We start from the raw sequence: 21,720 nt of genomic DNA on the forward strand, positions 1-21,720 counted from the left end.
CAGGAGGGGCCGGCGTGGTCGCTCCCGGGCCGGTCGGCACGGGGAGGACGCCGGCAGCGACTTGAGCTGCTCATGGTGGCTCGATCATACGAAACCTCCACACCCGCGCTCTACGCTGGCCCGATGACGTCGACATCCCGGCCCGGCGGCGCCGCCGGCTCCCCCGCGGGCGCCCCGGGCGCCGTGTCCACCTCGGTCCTGGTCGTCGAGGACGAGCCCGCGATCGCCACCGCGGTCGCCCGCCGGCTGTCGGCCGAGGGCTGGCAGGTCGACACCGTCGGCGACGGCCTGCAGGCGGTCGAGGCCGCGGCCCGGCTGCGGCCCGACGTCGTGGTGCTCGACGTGATGCTGCCCGGGATCGACGGCCTCGAGGTGTGCCGCCGGATCCAGGCGGACCGCCCGGTGCCCGTCCTGATGCTCACCGCGCGGGACGACGAGACCGACATGCTCATCGGGCTCGGCGTCGGGGCCGACGACTACATGACCAAGCCGTTCTCGATGCGGGAGCTCGTGGCCCGGGTGAAGGCCCTGCTGCGCCGGCAGCAGCGCGCCGCGCTGGCCGCCGAGCTGACCGCGGGCGCGGCCGACGCCGAGCCGCCGGTCGCCGTGGGCGACGTCGTGATCGACCGCGCCCAGCGCCGCGTGCACCGCGGCGGCGAGGAGGTGCACCTCACGCCGACCGAGTTCGACCTGCTGCTCGCCCTGGCCGCGAGCCCCCGCACGGTGCTGACCCGCGAGCGCCTGCTGGCCGAGGTCTGGGACTGGGTGGACGCCTCCGGCACCCGCACGGTGGACTCGCATGTGAAGGCCTTGCGCAGGAAGCTCGGCGCTGACCTGATCCGGACGGTGCACGGCGTGGGCTACGCGCTCGAGCCCGCCGGCGGGACCGCGGGAGCCGGTCCGGCGTGACGGTCCCCCGCCACCAGCGCCGGGTCGGGCGGCTGCCGGACGTGCGCCCGCTCGACCGGCTGCGGTCGATCAAGATCAAGCTCGGCGTCCTCGTCGCCGCCGCGGTGTTCGTCGCCGCGATGCTCACCTGGCTCGGCATGAGCAACGCGCTCGGCCCGACCCGCACGTTCCCGATCGTCATCGTCATCGCGCTGCTGATGACCCAGCTGCTGGCCCGCGGGATGACCTCGCCGCTGCGGGAGATGACCTCGGCGGCGCGGGCGATGGCCGCCGGCGACTACAGCCGCCGGGTCCGGGCGACCAGCCGCGACGAGGTCGGCGAGCTGGCGACGGCGTTCAACCGGATGGCCGACGACCTGGAGCAGGCCGACACCGTCCGCCGCGAGATGGTCGCCAACGTCTCCCACGAGCTGCGCACCCCCGTGACCGCGCTGCAGGCGCAGCTGGAGAACATCGTCGACGGCGTGGACGACCCGGACCCCGAGGCGATGCGCGCGGCCCTGGCGCAGACCCAGCGGCTCAGCCGCCTGGTCGCGACCCTGCTGGACCTGTCGCGCCTGGAGGCCGGCGCCGTCGACCTGCAGGTGACCGACGTGCCGATGGCGCAGTTCCTCGCGGAGGCCGCGCAGGAGGGCCGGCTGGTGGGGTCCTCCAAGGACCTGACGTTCCCGGTGGTCGTCGACCCGCCGGACCTGACGCTGCCCGCGGACCGCGAGCGGCTGCACCAGGTCGTCGCCAACCTGGTGCAGAACGCCGTGCGGCACTCCCCGCAGGGCGCCGAGGTCCGGCTCGAGGCGCGCCGCGCCGGCGGCTGGGTGCAGCTGGACGTCGTGGACGCCGGTCCCGGCATCGCGGCGGACCAGCGGCAGCGGGTGTTCGAGCGGTTCGCCCGCGGCAACACCCCGGCCATCACCGGCCAGATCTCGACCGGCGGCACGGGGCTCGGCCTGTCGATCGTCCGGTGGGCGGTCACTCTGCACGGCGGCACCGTCGAGGTCGCGGACAGCGACACGGGCTGCACGATGCGCGTGATGCTGCCGTCCCGGCGCACGTCGCGGCCGGCCACCGGCGCGTTCTGAGGCGGCCTGCTCCGCCTCGCGGCGGAGCGGACGGCACCGGTTCCACCTCGCGGCTGATCCGCCGGGCGACCCGAGTTCCCTAGGGTCGGGGCATGCCACCCGACGCGACGCACGCCATCGAGGTCAGTCACCTGACGAAGACGTTCGGCCAGGTCCGGGCCGTGGACGACCTGAGCTTCACCGTCCGGCCCGGCCGGGTCACCGGGTTCCTCGGACCCAACGGCGCCGGCAAGACCACCACCCTGCGGATGCTGCTGGGCCTGGTCTCCCCGACCGCCGGCACCGCCACGATCGGCGGCCGGCGGTACACCGACCTGGAGCGGCCGATGCGCACCGTCGGCGCCGCGCTCGAGGCCGCGGACTTCCACCCGGGCCGCACGGCCCTGGACCACCTGCGCGTGTACGCCCCGCAGGCCGGCGTCCCGGACGCCCGCGCCACCGAGGTGCTCGACCTGGTCGGGCTGGGCGACGCCGCGAAGCGCCGCGTCGGCGGGTTCTCACTCGGCATGCGGCAGCGGCTCGCGCTGGCCACGACGCTGCTCGGCGACCCGCCCGTGCTGCTGCTCGACGAGCCCGCCAACGGCCTGGACCCCGAGGGCATCCGCTGGCTGCGCGACCTGCTGCGCGCGCTCGCCGCCCAGGGCCGCACCGTGCTGGTGTCCTCGCACGTGCTGTCCGAGGTCCAGCAGACGGTCGACGACGTGGTCATCATCGCCGGCGGCCGCCTCGTGCACGCCTCCACCCTGGAAGAGCTCAGCGCGCTCGCCGAGCCGCGGGTGCGCGTCGCGTCGCCGGACGTGGCCGGGCTGGACGCCCTGGTCGCGGGCGGAGGCTGGCAGCGCGCCGGTGGTCCCCCGGTGCCGGGCGTCGCCGAGCTGGTCGGCACCGACGTGCGCACGGTCGGCCACGCCGCCTTCGCCGCCGGGCTCGAGCTGCACGAGCTCGCCGCCCACGGCGTCGGGCTGGAGGACGTGTTCCTGCGCCTGACCGCGCCGGCCGTGCCGCACGGCGCGCACGCCGCCCCCGCCCCGCAGGCGCCCACCGACACCACGACCGTCGCCGGAGGTGCGCGATGAAGGACACGCTGGTCTCCGAGTACCGCAAGATCGTCACGACCCGCACCTGGTGGGTGCTGCTGATCGTGATGGTCGGCTACATGGCGTTCCTCGGCGCCATGATGGCGTTCGCCCTCACGTTCGACGGCGCCGAGGTCACCGGGACGTCGGGCGGCCCGGTCCAGCTGGACGGCACGGCGCTGGCCACGGCCGTCTACACGCTGCCGGCCTCGTTCGGCTACGCGCTCCCGCTGCTCGTGGGGCTGCTGGCGGTGACGGCCGAGTTCCGGCACCGCACGCTCACCCCGACGCTGCTCGCCCAGCCGGACCGCAACGTCCTCGTGGGCGCCAAGCTGCTCGCCAGCATCCCGATGGGCCTGGTCTACGGCGTGCTCGGCACCCTGGCGACCGTCGGGGCCGGCGCGGCGGGCTTCGCGGTCACCGGCGCGGCGAACGGCCTGGACGACCCCGAGATCTGGGGCATCATCGCCCGCACCGCGCTGGCGCTGACCGTCTGGTGCGTCGTGGGCGTCGGCCTCGGGTTCGCCATGCCGAACCAGGTGGTCGCCATCGTCGTCGTGCTGGCCTTCACGCAGTTCGTCGAGCCGATCGCCCGCCTGGTGCTCGGCCTCAACGAGTCCCTCGCGGGCATCGGCAGGTTCCTGCCCGGGGCCGCCGGCGAGGCGATCAGCGGCGGCTCGTTCTACTCGACCACCGGCGCGGGCGACCTGCTCGGCCCGGCCGCCGGCGCGGCCGTGCTGATCGGGTACGCGGTGCTGCTGGCGCTGCTCGGCCGGCTGACCACCCTGAAGCGCGACATCACCTGACCGGTCGCTTCGCGCCCCCGTCCTCCGTGCCCCCGGGCGCGGACGGCGGGGGCGTGCGCGTGCGCGCGGCCAGCCGCGCCAGCGGGCCGGCGGCGGCGCGCACCGCCGCCGCGTCGGCGCGGGACAGCCCGGCCAGCGCGGCGGCGAGCGTCCGTCCCCAGCCCTCCTCCACCGGGTCCCGGTGCTGCTCGGCGAGCGCCGTCGGGCGCAGGCGGGTCACCCGGCCGTCGCCGGGGTCGGCGGCGCGCTCCACGAGCCCGCGGGCGACCAGCCCGCGCACCGCGGCGCTGACGTTGGACTGCCGCAGGTCCAGCGCGGCGGCCACCCCGCCCACGCTGGTCCCCGGTCGCGCGGCGACGTACCGCAGCACCTCGAACTCCGTGGGCGGCAGCCGCGGCGGACCGTCCTGCGTCCCCTGCGCCTGGCGCACCGCACGGGACAGGTCGTGCAGGGCGACGGCGAGCTCGCGCAGGTCGTCGGCGGTGGCGTCGGTCACCATCGGAGCCTAGCAGGGTGCATATGGCTAGACATATATGACTTCATAGATAGAGTGCTCCGGTCGGCCGCCGCCCCCGCGTCGTGCCCTTCTGCGCATCGGAGCACCCCATGACCACCACCCGAGGCACCGCCGTGCCCGCCGCCGGGACCAGCACCGGGTCCACCGCCTCGTCCGGGACCGCCGGCCCCACCCCGCCCCGGCACGCCCTGCCGCTGGCCACGACCACGGTCCTGGCCCTGCTGACCGCGATCGCCCCGCTGGCGACCGACATGTACCTGCCCGCGTTCCCGCAGCTCGCCGCGGACCTCGGGACCAGCGCGTCCGCGGTCCAGCTGTCGCTGACCACGTTCATGATCGGGCTGGCGCTCGGTCAGCTGGTGATCGGCCCGCTGTCCGACCAGCGCGGCCGGCGGGGCCTGCTGGTCGCGGGCGCCGCGGTCTGCGCGGCCGCCGCCCTGGCGTGCGCGCTGGCGCCGTCCATCGGGTTCCTGATCGCCGCCCGGTTCGTGCAGGGCTTCAGCGGCGCCGCGGGCATGGTGCTCAGCCGGGCGGTCATCAGCGACCGCGCCCGCGGCACCGCGGCCGCGCAGCTGTTCGGCCTCATGATGGCGATCCAGGGCGTCGCCCCGGTGCTCGCGCCGCTGCTCGGCGGCACGCTGGTCGGCGCGGTCGGCTGGCGGGGCGTGTTCGGCATCCTCGCCGGGATGAGCGCGCTCATGCTGGCCGGGGTCCTGGCCCTCGTCCCCGAGACGCTCCCCCGCGAGCACCGCACCGCCGGGGGGCTCGCCGCCACGCTCCGTGACGCCCGCAGCGTGCTGACCAACCGCCGCTACCTCGGCTGGACCGGCGCGCTCGTCTTCGCGTTCGCCGCGATGTTCGCCTACATCTCGGCGTCGCCGTTCGTGCTGCAGAACGTCCTCGGCCTGTCCGTGCTCGGCTACTCGCTGGCGTTCGCCGCCAACGCGCTCGGCCTGTCGGTCGTGGCCGGCCTGAGCACGCAGCTGGTCGGGCGGATCGCGCCGCGCCGGATGCTCGTCGCGGGCGTGACCGCCCTGACGGTGCTGAGCGTGCTGCTGCTCCTCGACGTCGTGCTCCTGGACCTGCCCCGCTGGCCGACGCTCGTGCTGCTGTTCCTCGCGGTCAGCTCGCTCGGGCTCGTGCTCGGCAACGCCACCACGCTGGCCACGGGCGAGGTCCCGCACGCCGCGGGGACGGGGTCGGCCGTGATGGGTGCGCTGCAGTTCGGGCTGGGCGCGGTGGTGTCGCCGCTGGTCGGGCTGGCCGGCGAGCACGACGCGCTCCCGATGGCGGTGACCATGGTGGCCGTCAGCGTCGTGGCCCTGCTCGCGACCCGGCTCGCGGTCACGGCGCCCGCCGGGGGCGCCGGTGCGCCGGTCCCGGCCGGGGCATGACCGAGTTGGTCTGATGCAGACCCGGGGCAGACGCGCAGATGGGGAGCCCGACACCCCGGGACGACCCGTCGTGTGACAAGCGTGTGAACCCTCGGCGAGCCGCCCGCCCCGAGGGGAGATGACGCCCGGTCAGGACGTAGGGTTGGGGACGAACTGATCCGGCGATGACGCGGTCTGGTGGCCGCGGAGGAAGTGGGCGATCCTCGCGTGTCCCAGCATGCGGAGCCTGACGTGAACCGTGCCGACTTCGGCGCGAACACCTGGCTCGTCGACGAGCTGTACGAGCAGTACCTCCAGGACAAGTCCGCGGTCGACCCCGCGTGGTGGGACTTCTTCGAGGGCTACAAGCCCTCGGCGCCCGCCGCGACGACGTCGGGCGCACCGGACGGGGTGAGCGGCGGAGCGGCGGGTCCGACGCCGTCGGCGCCACCGGCGGCCACGGCGACCCCGCCGGCGCCCGCGTCCGCGCCGCCGGCGACGCCCCCGGGTCCCGCCCCGGCGGGCGGCGACGGGCAGGCACCCGCCGGCGGCGACGGGCAGGCACCCGCGGGTGAGCGCCCGGGCACGGTCCAGGCGGCCGGCGCCGAGCGGCCCGCGCACACCGGCGACGGCCGGCCCGTCGGGCCGGCGCCGACCCCCGCGGCCACCCCGCCGCAGGACCAGCCGGCGTCCCGGGACCCCGAGGCCGCGCCGCCGACGTCGCCCGTGGCGACGGCCCAGCCCGCGACCGCCCCCTACGCCCCCGCTGCCAAGGCGGCGCGCGAGGCGGAGCAGGAGGCGCCCGAGGCCACCGACGAGGTGCAGCGGCTGCGCGGCCCCGCCGCGCGGGTCGTCACCAACATGGAGGCGAGCCTCGACGTGCCGACGGCGACGTCGGTCCGCGCGATCCCGGCGAAGCTCCTGGTCGACAACCGCATCGTCATCAACAACCACCTGGCGCGCGGGCGCGGCGGCAAGATCTCGTTCACCCACCTGATCGGCTTCGCGCTGGTCGAGGCGGTCGGCGAGATGCCGGCGATGAACAGCGCCTACACGCAGGTCGACGGCAAGCCCGGCGTCCTGACGCCGGCGCACGTGAACCTGGGCCTCGCGATCGACCTGGCCAAGCCGGACGGCACCCGCCAGCTGCTGGTCCCGAGCATCAAGAAGGCCGAGACGCTCGACTTCGCGCAGTTCTGGACCGCGTACGAGGACGTCGTGCGGCGAGCCCGCGGCGGCAAGCTCGGCGTGGACGACTTCGCGGGCACCACGCTGTCGCTGACCAACCCGGGCACCATCGGCACCGTGCACTCCGTGCCGCGCCTGATGCAGGGCCAGGGCACGATCATCGGCGTCGGCGCGATGGACTACCCCGCCGAGTTCCAGGGCACGTCCGACGAGCAGCTCAACAAGATGGGCGTGTCGAAGGTCCTGACGGTCACGTCGACCTACGACCACCGGATCATCCAGGGCGCCCAGTCCGGCGACTTCCTGCGCATCCTGGCCCGCAAGCTGCTGGGCGAGGACGGCTTCTACGACCGGGTGTTCGCGTCGCTGCGCGTGCCCTACGAGCCCATCCGCTGGGTCAAGGAGGCGGCCGACCCGGACGCCGAGGCGATCAAGCCGGCCCGGATCGCCGAGCTGATCCACTCCTACCGGTCGCGCGGCCACCTGATGGCCGACACCGACCCGCTGGCCTACCGGCTGCGCCGGCACCCGGACCTGGACGTGCAGACGCACGGCCTGTCCCTGTGGGACCTGGACCGGACGTTCCCGACCGGCGGCTTCACCGGCCGGCCGCGGGCGACGCTGCGCCAGGTGCTCGGCCTGCTGCGCGACTCCTACTGCCGCACCACCGGCTTCGAGTACATGCACCTGCAGGACCCGCGCCAGCGGCGCTGGCTGCAGGAGCGGCTCGAGGCCGGCTACGCGCCGACCCCGCGCGAGGACCAGCTGCGCATCCTGCGCCGCCTGAACGCCGCCGAGGCGTTCGAGACGTTCCTGCAGACCAAGTACGTCGGGCAGAAGCGGTTCTCCCTGGAGGGCGGCGAGTCGGTCATCCCGCTGCTCGACGCCATCCTGTCCCGCGCGGCCGACGGCGGCCTGGACGAGGTCGCGATCGGCATGGCGCACCGCGGCCGGCTCAACGTGCTGGCCAACATCGCCGGCAAGTCCTACGGGCAGATCTTCAGCGAGTTCGAGGGCAACCAGGACCCGAAGTCCGTGCAGGGCTCCGGCGACGTCAAGTACCACCTCGGCACCGAGGGCGTGTTCCAGGCCGAGTCCGGCGCCTCGACGCGCGTCTACCTCGCGGCCAACCCGTCGCACCTGGAGGCCGTCGACCCGGTGCTCGAGGGCATCGTCCGGGCCAAGCAGGACCGGATCGACCTGGGCGGCGACGGGTTCTCCGTGCTGCCGATCCTCATCCACGGCGACGCGGCGTTCGCGGGCCAGGGCGTCGTCTTCGAGACGCTCAACCTGGCGCAGCTGCGCGGCTACCGCACCGGCGGCACCATCCACGTCGTCATCAACAACCAGGTCGGCTTCACCACGGGCCCGTCGTCCTCGCGGTCCTCGCAGTACGCCACCGACGTCGCCAAGGGCCTGCAGGTCCCGGTGTTCCACGTCAACGGCGACGACCCCGAGGCCTGCGTCCGGGTCGCCGAGCTCGCGTTCGAGTACCGCGAGCAGTTCGACCGCGACGTCATCATCGACATGGTCTGCTACCGCCGCCGCGGCCACAACGAGGGCGACGACCCCTCGATGACCCAGCCGCTGATGTACAACCTCATCGAGGCCAAGCGGTCGGTGCGCAAGCTGTACACCGAGGCGCTCGTCTCCCGCGGGGACATCACGCTGGAGGAGGCCGAGCACGTCCTGCGCGACTACCAGGCGCAGCTCGAGCGCGTGTTCGCCGAGACCCGCGAGGAGGGCTGGACGCCGCCGTCGCCGGACGCCGAGCCCGTCGCCGGCCTGGAGCGCCCGGAGTCCCAGCGCGAGGACGCGGGCGTCATCATCGGCTGGCAGACCGCCGTGCCCGGCAAGGTGCTGGAGCGCATCGGGGCCGCGCACGTCCGCGCCCCCGAGGGCTTCACCATCCACCCGAAGCTCGCGCAGCTGCTGGCCAAGCGGGAGCAGATGTCCCGCGAGGGCGGCATCGACTGGGGCTTCGGCGAGATCCTCGCGTTCGGCTCCCTGCTGATCGAGGGCACGCCGGTGCGCCTGGCCGGGCAGGACTCGCGCCGCGGGACGTTCGTGCAGCGGCACGCCGTGCTGCACGACCGCGAGACCGGCGCCGAGTGGACCCCGCTGCTGTACCTGTCGGCGGACCAGGGCAAGTTCTGGATCTACGACTCGTCCCTGTCGGAGTACGCCGCCCTCGGCTTCGAGTACGGCTACTCCGTCGAGCGCCCCGACGCCCTGGTGCTGTGGGAGGCGCAGTTCGGCGACTTCGTCAACGGCGCGCAGACCGTCATCGACGAGTTCATCTCCTCCGCCGAGCAGAAGTGGGGCCAGCACTCGTCCGTCGTGCTGCTGCTGCCGCACGGCTACGAGGGCCAGGGGCCGGACCACTCGTCCGCCCGCATCGAGCGGTTCCTGCAGATGTGCGCCGAGGGCAACATGACGGTCGCGCAGCCGACCACGCCCGCGTCGTACTTCCACCTGCTGCGCCGCCAGGCCTACGCCCGGCCGCGGCGCCCGCTGGTGGTGTTCACGCCCAAGTCGATGCTGCGGCTCAAGGCCGGGGCCTCGGCGGTGGAGGACTTCACCTCCGGCACCTTCCGCCCGGTCGTCGGCGACGACCGCGCCGCGGCGGAGGCCGGGCGCGTGGACCGGGTGCTGCTCTGCTCCGGCAAGGTCTACTGGGACCTCGTCGCGCAGCGGGAGAAGCTCGGCGACGACCGCACCGCGATCGTCCGGTTCGAGCAGCTGTACCCGCTCGACCACGAGGGCCTGCGGTCGGCGCTCGCGCCGTTCGACGGCGCCGAGCTGGTCTGGGTCCAGGACGAGCCGCGCAACCAGGGCCCGTGGGCGTACGTCTCGCTCGCGCTGCCCCAGGTGGTCGGCGCGCCGGTGCGGGCCGTCTCCCGCCCGGCGTCCGCGTCCACCGCGGCCGGCTCGGCCAAGGCGCACCAGGCCGAGCAGGCGGAGCTCCTCCGCGAGGCCTTCGCCCGCTGACCCGCGGCCCAGGAGAGGCCGGGACCCCCGCGGGGGTCCCGGCCTCTCCCCCTGCGCGCCCGCGGCGTTGAAAGCGCACAAACCCGCCCGGTATGGACTGTTCTGTCCTGAGGTTTGTGCGCTTTCAACGCCGCGCGCGTGGGTGCGCGAGGTGGGTGCGCGGGTCAGGCGACGGCGACCGCGTTGCGGTCGGCGGCGGACTCGGCCTCGTCGGTGCACGCGAACTGGCGGCGGTAGGCCTGCGGGCTGGTGCCGAGCACGCGGGCGAAGTGGTGCCGCAGGATCGCGGCGCTGCCGAACCCGCTGGTGCGCGCGACCTCGTCGACGCCGGCCGACGTGCGCTCGAGCAGCTCCTGCGCCCGTACGAGCCGCTGCCGGGTCACCCACGCGGCGGGCGTCGTGCCCGTCTCGGCGCGGAACCGCCGGGCGAACGTGCGCTCGGACATCAGCGCGCGCGCCGCGAGGTCCGGCACGGTCAGCTCGGCGTCGAGGTGCTCCGTCATCCACGCGAGCAGCGGCGCCAGCGTGTCCGCGTCGCAGGGCAGCGGCGTGTCGACGTACTGCGCCTGGCCGCCGTCCCGGTGCGGCGGCACGACCATGCGCCGGGCGACCGCGGCGGCCTGCTCGGCCCCGAGCTCGCGGCGGACCAGGTGCAGGCACGCGTCGATGCCCGCGGCGGTGCCGGCGCTGCTGATCACGCCGCGGTCCTCCACGTAGAGCACGGCCGGGTCGACCTCAGCCGTCGGGTACCGGCGCTGCAGGTCGTCGGCGTACATCCAGTGCGTGGTGCAGCGCCGCCCGTCGAGCAGCCCGGCCTCGCCGAGCGCGAAGGTGCCCGAGCAGATGCTCATCACCCAGGCACCGCGGTCGTGGGCGGCGCGCAGCGCGTCCCGCGCGGCGTCGGGCAGCCCGTACGGCGCCTTGTAGGGCAGGAACACCACCAGGTCGGCGTCGGCGGCGGCCTCCAGGCCGGCCGTCACCTCGACCGCGAGCGCGGGCTCCATGGCGACGCGGCCGGGCTCGGGCGTGCACAGGGTGAAGTCGAACACCGGGCCGCCGGTGTCCGAGCGGTCGATGCCGAACACCTCGCAGACCAGCCCGAGCTCGAACGCCGACACCCCGGGGACCGCGATCGCGGCGACTCGCTGCAGCATGGTCGTAGCCTGCCACGCCAACTGGCGGGATGTCGATGGGATCGGGCAGTCCTGCCACTCGTGGCGGCACGTCGACGAGAACATGATTTCTGCCATGACCACGTTGCTGATCCTCCTGGCCCTGCTGACGCTGACCGCCTGGCTCGGTGCCCGGCTCTACGACTGGGTGCGCACCGACGGCCTGGGCCACCGCAGCCCGCCGCGCTCCCGCCACGACTGGACCGAGGACACCGGCCACCACCTGTCCTGACCGCGTCGGCGAGCGCGTCGGTCGAGGCCGCACCGCCGTCCGGCTGCGAGACTGGTCCGGCGCACGACCCGCCTCGCGGGCCGCGCGGGACCAGACGGGCGACAGGACGGGGACGGACGTGGGCGAGCTGCCGCTGCGCCTGGTGGTGATCGGGGACGAGCTGGCCGCGGGCGCCGGAGACCCGCGCGCGCTGGGCTGGGTCGGCCGGGTCGCCGCCCGCACCGCCGCGCCGGTACCGCCGACCGTGCTCACGCTCGCGGTCCCGGGCGAGAACACCTCCGGCCTGTCCGCGCGCTGGGAGGAGGAGGTCGCACGCCGGTCCTCCGCCGAGGCCGACACGCGGCTGGTCGTGGCGCTGGGCCGGGCCGACGCGCTGGTGAACCTCTCCCTCGCGCGCAGCCGGCTGAACCTCGCCAACATCCTGGACGCCGCCGAGCAGCGCCGGATGCCCGCGTTCGTGGTGGGCCCGCCCCCGGGCGCCGGGGTCGACCCGACGGCCCTCGCCGACCTGTCCGCGGCCTTCGCCGACGTCACCACCCGCCGCCGGGTGCCGTACGTCGACACGTTCTCCCCGCTGGCCGGCCACGAGCAGTGGCTCGCCGACCTCGCGGCCGGCGACGGCTCGCTGCCCGGCCAGGCCGGCTACGGGCTGATGGCCTGGCTGGTGCTCCACTCGCACTGGAACGCGTGGCTCGGCCTGCCGGAGGACGTGGTCTGACCCGCCGCCGTCGGCTCAGGGCGGCAGCGTCGACCTGATCGCCGCGCGGGCGCTCGCGAGCACCGCCCGCACCGTGTCGGCCGTCAGCGGGGACGGGCCGCCGTGCGCCTCGGCCGCGCGCAGCGCCGCCCGCACGTCCTGGCGGAACGCCGTCAGCTCCCCCTCGATCTCGGCCCGCAGCGCCCGCCTCGCCCCGGCGGCGTGCGCCTCGCGCCCCGAGTCACGGGCCTGGCCGCGCACTGGATCACGAGCCGGGTCGCGCCCCGGCTCACGCGCCGCCGCCCGGGCCTGCTGCGCCGCCGCCGCGAGGTCCGCACGCATCCCGGCCATCGACCCGGCGACCTCCCGCCGCACCTGCGCGGCGAGCCGCCGGACGGTGTCGGCCAACTCGCGCTCCAGCAGGGAGAGCTCCGCGCGGTGCGCCTCGAGCTCGGCGCGGCCGCGCTCGGTGAGCGTGTACGTCGTCTTGCGCCCGGACACCGTGCGCTCGACCAGGCCCTCCTCCTCGAGCCGGGACAGCCGGGGGTACACCGTGCCGGCGCTGGGCCGGTACGTGCCGCCGAACCGCTCGGACAGCGCGGTGATCAGCTCGTAGCCGTGCCGCGGTCCCGCCTCGAGCAGGTGCAGCAGGTAGAGCCGGAGCTGCCCGTGCGCGAACACGGGCATCAGGCGGTCCCCGCGCCGGCACCCTCCGCGGGCTCGGGGAGCGGCGCGCCGTGCAGCACCGTCAGGTGTCCGGAGACGGTCTGGGAGTACACGAAGCAGGTGGCGCGGTCGTCCCGCAGGTCGACGCTGGTGCGGCCGGGCCGGCGGTCACCGTGCTCGACGCCGTCCACGACCACCCGCCCGGACACGCTGCGCGCCTCGACGCCGACGCCGTGGCCGGTGGGCAGCCGCACCGCGACGTCGCCCGACACCGTCCGGACGTGGCAGACGGAGCTGGCCGACGCGCAGTCGAGCGTGACCTCGCCGGACACGGTGGTCACGGTCACCCGGGACAGCGCGCCGGAGGCGGTCGCGGCACCGGACACCGTGCCGACGGACAGGTCGCCGGCGTGGTCCCGGACCACGACCGCGGACGACACGCTCTTGACCGACAGCGCCCCGCGCGTGCCGTCCGTCAGGATGGCGCCCCCGACGGTGGAGACGCTCGCGTCCTGCTGCAGGCCCGCGAGCAGGAGGTCCGCGTTCACCGACGCGAGCGACGCGGCGACCGCCGCCGGCACCGCGATGTGCACGTCCACCCGGTCGCGCTGGTGCGGCCCGCGGAGCTTGTCCAGCAGGCCGTCCAGCCCGGTCACCGACCGGACGCCGGCCCACAGGGCGCCGTCCGCGTACGTGACCTCCAGCGGCAGGCCGTCGACGCGGTGCACCTCGACCCGGGTCCCGGTCAGCGTCGGGTCGTCGTGCGCCACGACGTCGACGCGACCGCCGTTGACCTGGACGCGCAGCGAGCGCACGTCCTCGAGCTCGATGATCTGCGGGCCGATGACGACCCAGGACTCCGTGGCCATGACGCTCTCCCTCGTCCTCGAGATATATCGCGTCCTGCCACGCTAGCCCGGGCCGCCCGGGCCCACAAGGTCAGACGATCACGCCGACCGACCGCAGCTCGACCGTCAGGTCCTGCGGGTTGGTCGCCACCCCGAGCGCCTCGTCGTACGTCACGGTGCCGTCGGAGACGAGGCGCACCAGGTGCTGGTCGAAGGTCTGCATCTGGTAGTAGTCGCCCTGCCGGATCAGGTCCAGCAGCGGCTCCGCGTTCGCGGGGTCGACGATCGCCTCGGCGGTACGACCCGTGTTGACCAGCACCTCCACCACGGCGATCCGGCCCTGGCCGTCCGCCCGGCGGGCCAGCCGCTGCGACACGATGCCGCGCAGCGCCTGCGCCAGCGCCACGCGGATCTGCTGCTGCTCGTGCGGGGGGAAGAAGTCGACGATCCGGTTGATGGACTCGGCCGCGTCGATGGTGTGCAGCGTCGACAGCACCAGGTGACCGGTCTCGGCGGCGGACAGCGCCGCGCGCACGGTCTCGACGTCACGCATCTCGCCGACGAAGATCACGTCCGGGTCCTGGCGCATCGCGGCGCGCAGCGCGACGGTGAAGTCCGCGGTGTCCTGCCGGATCTCGCGCTGGGAGACGATCCCGCGCTTGTCCGGGTGCAGCACCTCGATCGGGTCCTCGATCGTGACGATGTTGGCCTCGCGGGTCGTGTTGATCAGGTCGATCATCGACGCCAGCGTGGTGGTCTTGCCGGAGCCGGTCGGTCCGGTGACCAGCACCAGGCCGCGCGGCTCCAGCGCGAGCTCGCCGAGCACCGGCGGGAGCGTCAGCTCGGACAGCGACTGCGCGCCCGTCGAGACCAGGCGGAAGACCATGCCGTACGTGCCGCGGGCCTGGTACGCGTTCACGCGGAACCGGCCGACGCCGGACAGCGAGAACGCGAAGTCCGCCTCGTGCGTCTGGTGGAACGTCCCGGTCAGGTCGTCGGGCAGCACCTCCCCCAGCATGTGCTCCGTGTCGCGCGGCATCAGCGACGGCACCTGCAGCCGGCGCAGCCGCCCGTCCACGCGCACGCGCGGCTCGGACCCCACCTTGACGTGCAGGTCGGACCCGCCCGCCTGGGCCAGGGCGTGCAGGAGGGGGACGACGGACTGGGGCTGGTCGCTCACCCCCGTTCCATCGGCCGGAAGCGGCCGGTCCTTGAACCATCGGTGCCGACCAGCGCCGCGGATGTGGGACGATGGGGAGTCACTGGGCCGTCGGGGCAACCTCGTCCGGCCGGAATGCCTGACCAGGGAGAGATCGATGAGCAAGCGTGGTCGCAAGCGCCGTTCCCGTGCCGGGAGCTCCGCCAACCACGGCAAGCGCCCCAACGCCTGAGCGCGTCGGGCGGCGCAGCCGCACGGATGACGAAGGGCCCGGTGCAGCGCAACGGGCCCTTCGTCGTACCAGCAGTCCTTCGCCGAGCACGCGGCGGCGTCAGACGGGGCGGGTCACCCGCAGCGTCGTGAGCTGGGCGTGGATCTTCACCCGCAGGTCCGCCGGCGCCTGCTCCTGGCAGCACCGCTTCACGAGCTCCTTGAGCATCGTCTCCACGGCCATCTCGTCCAGGCACGGGCGGCAGTCCTCGATGTGCGCGCGCACCTGCGCGGCGTCACCGGACTCCAGCTCGCGGTCGACGTAGGCGAACAGCCGGCCCAGCGCCTGCTCGCAGTCGGGGCCGCAGCCCTCCGCGACCGACCCCGTCGCGGGCTGGTCCTCCGCGGCGTCAGTGCCCGTCATCGCGTCCTCCTCGACGATCCCGTCCCGGTCTTCTCCCCGCCGGCCGCAGCCGACGCCACCAGCCCGCGTCCGCGGGCGTAGTCGGCCAGCATGTCGCGCAGCTGGCCGCGGCCGCGGTGCAGCCGCGACATCACGGTCCCGATCGGGGTGCCCATGATCTCGGCGATCTCCTTGTAGGCGAAGCCCTCGACGTCCGCCAGGTACACCGCGATCCGGAACTCCTCGGGCAGCCGCGCGAGCGCGTCCTTCACGTCGGAGTCCGGCAGGTGGTCCAGCGCCTCGGCCTCGGCCGACCGCAGGCCGGTCGACGTGTGCGACTCGGCGCGCGCGATCTGCCAGTCCTCGATCTCGTCCGCCTGCGACTGCTGCGGCTCGCGCTGCTTCTTGCGGTACGAGTTGATGAACGTGTTGGTGAGGATGCGGTACAGCCACGCCTTGAGGTTGGTGCCCGGCCGGTACTGGTGGAACGCGGCGAACGCCTTGGCGAACGTCTCCTGCACCAGGTCCTCGGCGTCGGACGGGTTCCGGGTCATGCGCAGGGCGGCGCCGTACAGCTGGTCCAGGTAGACCAGCGCCTCGGCCTCGAACCGCTCGCTGCGCGCCGCGTCGTCCTCGGACTCGGGGGCGCGTGTGGTGTCCTCGCTCATCACCGCCGAGCCTAGTCCGAGCACGGGGGTCGTGCCGTCGGCCGGGGGTCGCGTCAGCACGGCGACGCCGCCCGGCGCGGCGCCGGCCGCAGGTCGTTCGAGGGTGGAACAGCTCATGGCCTGCACAACGTCGCCCCCCGCCCGGTGCATTCCCGGGCGGCGCACAGGTTCCCGGGCCGATAGTTTGGTCAGCAGGCGTCCGCGCGTCGCGGACGGCCCGACTGGAGGACGTCATGCTGCTGCGCCGCATCGCCCGACCGCTGTTCGCGTCGTGGTTCCTGAGCGAGGGGGTCGACGCGCTGCGCCGGCCCGCCGCGCACGTCGCCGTCGCGCGGGGGGCCGTGGACCGGCTCACCGCCACCGTGCCCGCCGGTGCCCTCGGCGGCGCCCTGGACGCGTACCGGCACCCGTCGGACGCACAGCTCGCCACCGTGGTGCGGGCGCACGGCGCGGCGACCGCGCTGTCCGCGCTGCTGCTCGCCACGGGCCGGGCGCCGCGGGCCGCCGCCCTGGCGCTCGCCGCGCTCACCCTGCCCCTGGCCGCGGCGGACGCGCCGGCGTCCCGCAAGGAGCGCACGCACCTCGGCGAGCAGGACAAGAAGGACCGCCGGGCCCGGTTCCTGCGCGGGCTGTCGATGACGGGCGGCGCGCTGATCGCCGCCGCGGACACGGCCGGCCGGCCGGGCGTGCGGTGGCGGGTCGAGCACGCCCGCGCCACCCGCGCGGCCACCGCGAAGGCGGCTGCCGCCGCGGCGACCGCGGCGGCGGCGAAGAAGGCGGCGTCGAAGAAGATCGCCGACGCGGTGCACTGACCGGCGTCCGGCGCGCGAGCAGCGCACCGACCGCACGAGCGCGCACCCGGAGCGGGTCCGCGCGCGTCGTGTCCGCGCGCTCCCGGCGTGGACGCCGCGACGGCAGGTCGCGGGCGGGTCGGTAGCCTGGGCGGCATGAGCACCAGCCCCGACGTGGACCTCGACTGGCCCGCCCCGACCGCGGACGGACCCCTCGACGCCACGGTCCCGGTCCCCGGGTCGAAGAGCCTGACCAACCGGTACCTGGTGCTGGCCGCGCTCGCCGACGGGCCCGGCCGGCTCCGCGGCCCGCTGCGCTCGCGCGACACCCTGCTGATGGCCCAGGCCCTGCGGGACCTCGGCACGGCCGTCGAGGACGACCCCGCCGCGCCGGGCGACTGGCTGGTCACGCCGGGGGCGCTCCGCGGCCCGCGCACCGTCGACTGCGGCCTGGCGGGCACCGTCATGCGGTTCCTGCCCGCCGTGGCTGCGCTCGCCGACGGCCCGGTGCGGTTCGACGGCGACGCCGGGGCCCGGGTGCGCCCGATGGGTCCCGTCCTGCGGGCCCTGCGCGCGCTCGGCGTCGGGGTCACCGAGCACGGCGAGCCGGGCCACCTGCCGTTCACGGTCACGGGGACCGGCGCCGTCCGCGGGGGCAGCGTGGACCTCGACGCGTCCGGCTCCTCGCAGTTCGTGTCGGGGCTGCTGCTGACGGCCGCCCGGTTCGGCCAGGGCCTGACCGTCCGGCACACCGGACCCACGCTGCCCAGCCTGCCGCACATCGAGATGACGGTCGCGGCGCTACGTGCCGCCGGGGTGCAGGTCGACGACTCCCGCCCCACCATCTGGCACGTCGAGCCGGGTCCCGTCGCGGCTCGTGACGTCCGCGTCGAGCCCGACCTGTCCAACGCCGCGCCGTTCCTGTGCGCCGCGCTGGTGGCGGGCGGCACGGTGCGCGTCGCCGCCTGGCCGGCCGCGACCACCCAGCCCGGCGGCCTGCTGCCGGGGATCCTCGAGCAGATGGGCGCGAGCACCCGGCTGGACGGCGACGTCCTCGCGGTCACCGGCACGGGCACGGTGCACGGCGTCGACCTGGACCTGCACGCCGCCGGCGAGATCGCCCCGACCATCGCCGCGCTCGCCGCGCTCGCCGACTCCCCCACCCGGCTGCGCGGCATCGCGCACCTGCGCGGGCACGAGACCGACCGGTTGGCGGCGCTGTCCGCCGAGATCACCCGGCTGGGCGGCCAGGCCGAGCAGACCGCCGACGGCCTCGTCATCACGCCGCGACCGCTGCACGCCGGCACCGTCCGCACCTACGCGGACCACCGGATGGCGACCTTCGGTGCGCTGCTCGGCCTCGCCGTCCCCGGCGTGCTCGTGGAGGACGTCGCCACCACCGCCAAGACCATCCCCGACTTCGTCGGGCTGTGGGACGGCATGCTCGCGTGAGCGGGGGTCGCTGATCGTGGCGCGCCGGGCGCTCGACGAGTCGGACGTGCGGGTCCGGCCCTCCCGACGCGGCTCGCGGCCGCGCACCAAGACCCGCCCCGAGCACGCGGACGCCGACAGCGCCCTGGTCACGGGCGTGGACCGCGGCCGGTACACCGTGCTCGTGGACCCCGACGGGCCCGGCGAACGCGTGGCCATCGCGATGAAGGCCCGCGAGCTCGGGCGCGAGCGCGTCGTCCCCGGCGACCACGTCGACCTGGTCGGCGACACCACGGGCGAGACCGGCTCGCTGTCCCGGATCGTCCGGATCGGCGACCGCTCGACGGTCCTGCGCCGCACCGCCGACGACACCGACCCGGTCGAGCGCGTCATCGTCGCCAACGCCGACCAGCTGGTCGTCGTCACCGCGCTGGCCGACCCCGAGCCGCGCACCCGGATGATCGACCGGTGCGTCGTCGCCGCCTACGACGCCGGCATGGACGTCCTGCTGGCGCTCACCAAGGCCGACCTCGCGGACCCGGCCGTGCTGCGCGCGCTCTACGAGCCCATCGGGGTGCGGGTGGTCGTGACCCGGTGGGCCGGCGCGGCCACCGCGGCCACGGACGGCAGCGGCTCGGGCTCCGAGGGCATCGACGGGATCGAGGAGCTGCGCGAGGCGCTCGCCGGGCGCACCTCCGTCCTCGTCGGCCACTCCGGCGTCGGCAAGTCCACGCTGGTCAACGCCCTGGTGCCGGACGCGCTGCGCGTCACCGGCGTGGTCAACGACGTCACCGGGCGCGGCCGGCACACCTCGACCTCGGCCGTCGCCCTGCGCGTCCCGGGCCCCCGCGGCACCTGGGTGATCGACACCCCCGGCGTCCGGTCGTTCGGCCTCGCGCACGTCGGCCCGGACCACCTGCTCGGCGCGTTCGCCGACCTCGCGGCGGTCGCCGAGGAGTGCCCACGAGGGTGCACGCACGCCGCCGACGCGCCGGACTGCGCGCTCGACGAGTGGGTCGGCGCCGCGGCGGACGACGAGACCCGTGCGGCCCGCACCGCCCGCGTCGACTCGTTCCGGCGCCTGCTGGTCAGCCGCACCGGCGCGGCGGACGGCGCGGGCTGAGGCACGGGCCCGGTCCGCGCCCGGATAGGGTCGGTGCCATGACCCGGTACGACGACGACCTGCGCCTCGCCCACGTGATCGCCGACCAGGTCGACGGGGTCACCATGGCGCGGTTCAAGGCGCAGGACCTCCGCGTCGAGACCAAGCCGGACCTGACGCCCGTCTCGGACGCCGACCGCACCGCCGAGGAGCTGATCCGCGGCCAGCTGGCCCGGGCGCGCCCGCGGGACGCCGTGCACGGCGAGGAGATGGCCGACACCGGCCACGGCCCGCGCCGCTGGGTGGTCGACCCCATCGACGGCACCAAGAACTTCGTCCGCGGGGTCCCCGTGTGGGCCACGCTGATCGCCCTGCTCGACGGGGACGAGGTCGTCGTCGGCCTGGTCAGCGCCCCCGCGCTCGGCCGCCGGTGGTGGGCCGCCGCGGGCTCCGGCGCCTGGACCGGCCGGTCGCTCGCCTCGGCCACCCGGATGCGGGTCTCCGAGGTCGGCCGGCTGCAGGACGCCTCGCTGGCCTACTCCAGCCTGAGCGGCTGGGAGGAGCAGGGCCGGCTCGACCACTTCCTGGCCCTGACCCGGCGGGTCTGGCGCACGCGCGGCTACGGCGACTTCTGGTCGCACGTGCTGGTCGCCGAGGGCGCCGTCGACCTGTCCGCCGAGCCCGAGCTGGCACTGCACGACATGGCCGCGCTGGTGCCGATCGTCACCGAGGCCGGCGGGCGGTTCACGTCCGTGCAGGGCGTCGACGGGCCGTTCGGCGGCTCGGCGCTGGTCTCGAACGGGCGGCTGCACCACGCCGCGCTGCAGGTGCTGGACCCGCTGATCGAGGACTGACGCGCCGGCGCGGGGTCGCCGCGCCGGCGTCGCCGCGCTCAGCGCGGGATGCGGTCCAGCTCGGACGCGTCGTACCAGAGCAGGTCCCGCTCGGCGAGGGCGTCCAGGGCCGCGTCGTCCCCGTCCAGCGCGCGGGCGACCTCCGCGCGGGCGGCCGGCTCGTCCACGTGCGCGCAGACGACCTCGTCCAGCGTGACCGGCTCCGTGAGCGTCACGAGGCTGGCCGCCTCGTCGTCGACGCCCGCGCCGTCCTCGGGCGCCGCGTCGCGGACCGCGCCGTCGGCGACCTCGACCGTCACGACCAGCCGCAGGCCGGCGGCCTCGGGGCGGGAGGCCAGCAGCACGAGGGCGTCGTCCGCGGCCATCAGCTGCGCGGCGAACTCGACACCCTCCTCGTCCTCCTCCGGCAGCAGCGCGGACAGCGCGGGGGTCACCGCGTGGGCCCGGCGGGGGGCGGCGAGCGGGGCACGCCCGCTCAGCAGGTCGTCGAGCTCGTCCAGGGTGGCAGGCAGGTAGAGGCGCACGGGTCCAGTGTGCCCGTCCGGCGGCCCACCACGGTGCACATCGGGGACGAAGCGGGGCGAGCCGGGACAGGCCGGGCACGACGCGCCGGGTCGTTGTCCCCAGACCGCGCGCTGCCCTGGACCGGGCCCGTGCCGCGCCGGTAGATGTGGGCGTCGAACGTGCGGACCATCCAACGACGGAGGACGACCCCATGAGCACCGACACCGCCGGCACGGCGACCCGCGGGAGCACCTCGACCAGCAGCACGACCGTGCCCGTCGAGGTCCGCCTGGTGCCGGGGCTGCTACCGGCGCCGGCCTCGCCACCCGAGCAGGATCGCCCGGCCCCTCCTCCAGGCCCTGGCGGGCCGGATGGGCCGGGCGGAGCGGACGGGGCGGACGGGCTCGGCGCACCGGGTGCACCGGCGGCGGACGCGCCCGTGGTGGAGCGGCTCGGCACCCCGCGGCTCAGCACGCCACCGGTCGGCACCCCACGGGTCGGTGGCTACCGGCGGCCCACGCCCGGGGGCGCCCCGGCGCGACCGCGGGCCGCTCCCCCGGGCCCGCCCGGCGCGGCGCCCGGGGCCGCGCCGGACCTCGACCCGCGGCAGGCGTGCTGCATGGTCGCCCTCGGCGCGGTCGAGGTGCTGGCGGGCCGCCGGCCGCTCGCCCAGCTGGCGCGCTGGCTCACGCCGGACGTGTACGACGCGCTCTCGCGGCGGGCGGCGCTCACCGCCCCGGGCACCCGGGTGCTCGACACCGCGGCGGGCCGGCGCGACGTGCGCCGCGACGACGACGGGCGGTCGGCGGCCCGGCGGGCGTCGGTGCGCCGCGTGCGGGTGTGCCGGGTCGACGAGCACGTCGTGGAGTCGTCCGTGGTCGTCGCCCACGGCGACCGGGTCCGGGCGGTGGCGGTGCGCCTGACCCGCGCGTCCGGCTGGTGGCGGGCCAGCGCGCTGGTGGTCGGCTGACGCACCGGCCCGTGCCCGACGCACGACGCCGCCCGCCCCGTGCGGGGCGGGCGGCGTCGTGGTGCGGTGACCGG

The 21,720-nt window shown here is 75.6% G+C and carries 22 protein-coding genes; 14 read left to right on the forward strand and 8 right to left on the reverse strand.

Translation table 11 applies throughout. The features are described 5' to 3' along the window. Positions 1-123 precede the first annotated feature (123 nt). From AC1050_RS05525 to AC1050_RS05540, 4 genes are all read left to right on the forward strand, one after another. Complete coding sequence (locus AC1050_RS05525; RefSeq protein WP_482386358.1) at positions 124-909, forward strand: response regulator transcription factor; 786 nt, start codon at positions 124-126, stop codon at positions 907-909. Next, positions 906-1,988 (forward strand): sensor histidine kinase, encoded by a 1,083-nt coding sequence (locus AC1050_RS05530; protein ID WP_482386359.1) that lies wholly within the window; start codon positions 906-908, stop codon positions 1,986-1,988. The genes AC1050_RS05525 and AC1050_RS05530 overlap by 4 nt, the downstream gene beginning before the upstream one ends. Positions 1,989-2,080: 92 nt before the next feature. After that, positions 2,081-3,064 (forward strand): ABC transporter ATP-binding protein, encoded by a 984-nt coding sequence (locus AC1050_RS05535; RefSeq protein WP_482386360.1) that lies wholly within the window; start codon positions 2,081-2,083, stop codon positions 3,062-3,064. Beyond that, positions 3,061-3,870 carry an ABC transporter permease gene (locus AC1050_RS05540; RefSeq protein ID WP_482386361.1) on the forward strand — a complete coding sequence of 270 codons (810 nt, stop codon included), beginning with the start codon at positions 3,061-3,063 and terminating at the stop codon, positions 3,868-3,870. Before AC1050_RS05535 ends, AC1050_RS05540 begins: the two co-directional genes overlap by 4 nt. On the opposite strand, the gene AC1050_RS05545 is transcribed toward AC1050_RS05540, so the two are convergent. Beyond that, positions 3,863-4,366, reverse strand: a complete 504-nt coding sequence (locus tag AC1050_RS05545; RefSeq protein ID WP_482386362.1) for a MarR family winged helix-turn-helix transcriptional regulator — start codon at positions 4,364-4,366, stop codon at positions 3,863-3,865. The two genes, AC1050_RS05540 and AC1050_RS05545, sit on opposite strands and share 8 nt — an antisense overlap. Positions 4,367-4,476: 110 nt before the next feature. On the opposite strand from AC1050_RS05545, the gene AC1050_RS05550 reads away from it, so the two are divergent. Next, entirely contained in the window at positions 4,477-5,781 is a 1,305-nt protein-coding gene (locus tag AC1050_RS05550; RefSeq protein ID WP_482386363.1) for a multidrug effflux MFS transporter, read from the forward strand. A 207-nt stretch (positions 5,782-5,988) separates the two neighbouring features. Further along, a complete protein-coding gene (locus AC1050_RS05555) occupies positions 5,989-9,939 on the forward strand; it encodes a multifunctional oxoglutarate decarboxylase/oxoglutarate dehydrogenase thiamine pyrophosphate-binding subunit/dihydrolipoyllysine-residue succinyltransferase subunit (protein ID WP_482386364.1) in 3,951 nt (1,316 codons plus the stop codon). Positions 9,940-10,103: 164 nt separating this feature from the next. On the opposite strand, the gene AC1050_RS05560 is transcribed toward AC1050_RS05555, so the two are convergent. Beyond that, on the reverse strand, positions 10,104-11,093 hold the full coding sequence (locus tag AC1050_RS05560) for a GlxA family transcriptional regulator (protein WP_482386365.1): 990 nt from the start codon (positions 11,091-11,093) through the stop codon (positions 10,104-10,106). A 94-nt stretch (positions 11,094-11,187) separates the two neighbouring features. Between AC1050_RS05560 and AC1050_RS05565 the strand changes: the two genes are divergently transcribed. Continuing rightward, on the forward strand, positions 11,188-11,343 hold the full coding sequence (locus AC1050_RS05565) for a hypothetical protein (RefSeq protein WP_482386366.1): 156 nt from the start codon (positions 11,188-11,190) through the stop codon (positions 11,341-11,343). A 118-nt stretch (positions 11,344-11,461) separates the two neighbouring features. Further along, on the forward strand, positions 11,462-12,061 hold the full coding sequence (locus tag AC1050_RS05570; RefSeq protein ID WP_482386367.1) for a GDSL-type esterase/lipase family protein: 600 nt from the start codon (positions 11,462-11,464) through the stop codon (positions 12,059-12,061). A 15-nt stretch (positions 12,062-12,076) separates the two neighbouring features. On the opposite strand, the gene AC1050_RS05575 is transcribed toward AC1050_RS05570, so the two are convergent. The 3 genes from AC1050_RS05575 to AC1050_RS05585 form a co-directional block, all read right to left on the reverse strand. Then, positions 12,077-12,727, reverse strand: a complete 651-nt coding sequence (locus AC1050_RS05575; protein ID WP_482386368.1) for a PadR family transcriptional regulator — start codon at positions 12,725-12,727, stop codon at positions 12,077-12,079. After that, positions 12,727-13,575 (reverse strand): DUF4097 family beta strand repeat-containing protein, encoded by an 849-nt coding sequence (locus tag AC1050_RS05580; RefSeq protein ID WP_482386369.1) that lies wholly within the window; start codon positions 13,573-13,575, stop codon positions 12,727-12,729. Before AC1050_RS05580 ends, AC1050_RS05575 begins: the two co-directional genes overlap by 1 nt. A 70-nt stretch (positions 13,576-13,645) precedes the next feature. Then, complete coding sequence (locus AC1050_RS05585) at positions 13,646-14,734, reverse strand: type IV pilus twitching motility protein PilT (protein WP_482386370.1); 1,089 nt, start codon at positions 14,732-14,734, stop codon at positions 13,646-13,648. Positions 14,735-14,870: 136 nt separating this feature from the next. Here AC1050_RS05585 and AC1050_RS05590 point away from each other — a divergent pair, with 136 nt between their 5' ends. Then, on the forward strand, positions 14,871-14,945 hold the full coding sequence (locus AC1050_RS05590) for a 50S ribosomal protein bL37 (RefSeq protein ID WP_123371254.1): 75 nt from the start codon (positions 14,871-14,873) through the stop codon (positions 14,943-14,945). A 99-nt stretch (positions 14,946-15,044) separates the two neighbouring features. Here the strand turns inward: AC1050_RS05590 and rsrA are convergent, their stop codons facing one another. Both rsrA and AC1050_RS05600 read right to left on the reverse strand, forming a co-directional pair. Further along, positions 15,045-15,347: a mycothiol system anti-sigma-R factor gene (gene rsrA / locus AC1050_RS05595; protein WP_482386371.1), complete on the reverse strand. Its 303-nt coding sequence runs from the start codon at positions 15,345-15,347 to the stop codon at positions 15,045-15,047. Next, positions 15,344-16,111, reverse strand: a complete 768-nt coding sequence (locus tag AC1050_RS05600; protein ID WP_482386372.1) for a sigma-70 family RNA polymerase sigma factor — start codon at positions 16,109-16,111, stop codon at positions 15,344-15,346. The genes rsrA and AC1050_RS05600 overlap by 4 nt, the downstream gene beginning before the upstream one ends. A gap of 116 nt (positions 16,112-16,227) precedes the next feature. On the opposite strand from AC1050_RS05600, the gene AC1050_RS05605 reads away from it, so the two are divergent. The 4 genes from AC1050_RS05605 (at position 16,228) to hisN (ending at position 20,172) form a co-directional block, all read left to right on the forward strand. Beyond that, entirely contained in the window at positions 16,228-16,806 is a 579-nt protein-coding gene (locus AC1050_RS05605; RefSeq protein WP_482386373.1) for a DoxX family protein, read from the forward strand. Positions 16,807-16,941: 135 nt separating this feature from the next. Further along, positions 16,942-18,237, forward strand: a complete 1,296-nt coding sequence (gene aroA, locus AC1050_RS05610; protein ID WP_482386374.1) for a 3-phosphoshikimate 1-carboxyvinyltransferase — start codon at positions 16,942-16,944, stop codon at positions 18,235-18,237. 16 nt (positions 18,238-18,253) lie between these two features. Continuing rightward, entirely contained in the window at positions 18,254-19,339 is a 1,086-nt protein-coding gene (gene rsgA / locus AC1050_RS05615) for a ribosome small subunit-dependent GTPase A (protein ID WP_482386375.1), read from the forward strand. Positions 19,340-19,377: 38 nt separating this feature from the next. Continuing rightward, positions 19,378-20,172, forward strand: coding sequence for a histidinol-phosphatase (gene hisN, locus AC1050_RS05620; RefSeq protein WP_482386376.1), 795 nt, complete (start codon positions 19,378-19,380; stop codon positions 20,170-20,172). 38 nt (positions 20,173-20,210) lie between these two features. Here hisN and AC1050_RS05625 read toward each other — a convergent pair whose 3' ends face one another. Further along, positions 20,211-20,696, reverse strand: coding sequence for a DUF6912 family protein (locus AC1050_RS05625; protein ID WP_482386377.1), 486 nt, complete (start codon positions 20,694-20,696; stop codon positions 20,211-20,213). A gap of 191 nt (positions 20,697-20,887) precedes the next feature. Here AC1050_RS05625 and AC1050_RS05630 point away from each other — a divergent pair, with 191 nt between their 5' ends. Continuing rightward, positions 20,888-21,646 carry an Rv3235 family protein gene (locus AC1050_RS05630; protein ID WP_482386378.1) on the forward strand — a complete coding sequence of 253 codons (759 nt, stop codon included), beginning with the start codon at positions 20,888-20,890 and terminating at the stop codon, positions 21,644-21,646. Positions 21,647-21,720: the final 74 nt, after the last annotated feature.

This window comes from Cellulomonas sp. NEAU-ZC6 (assembly GCF_056844425.1).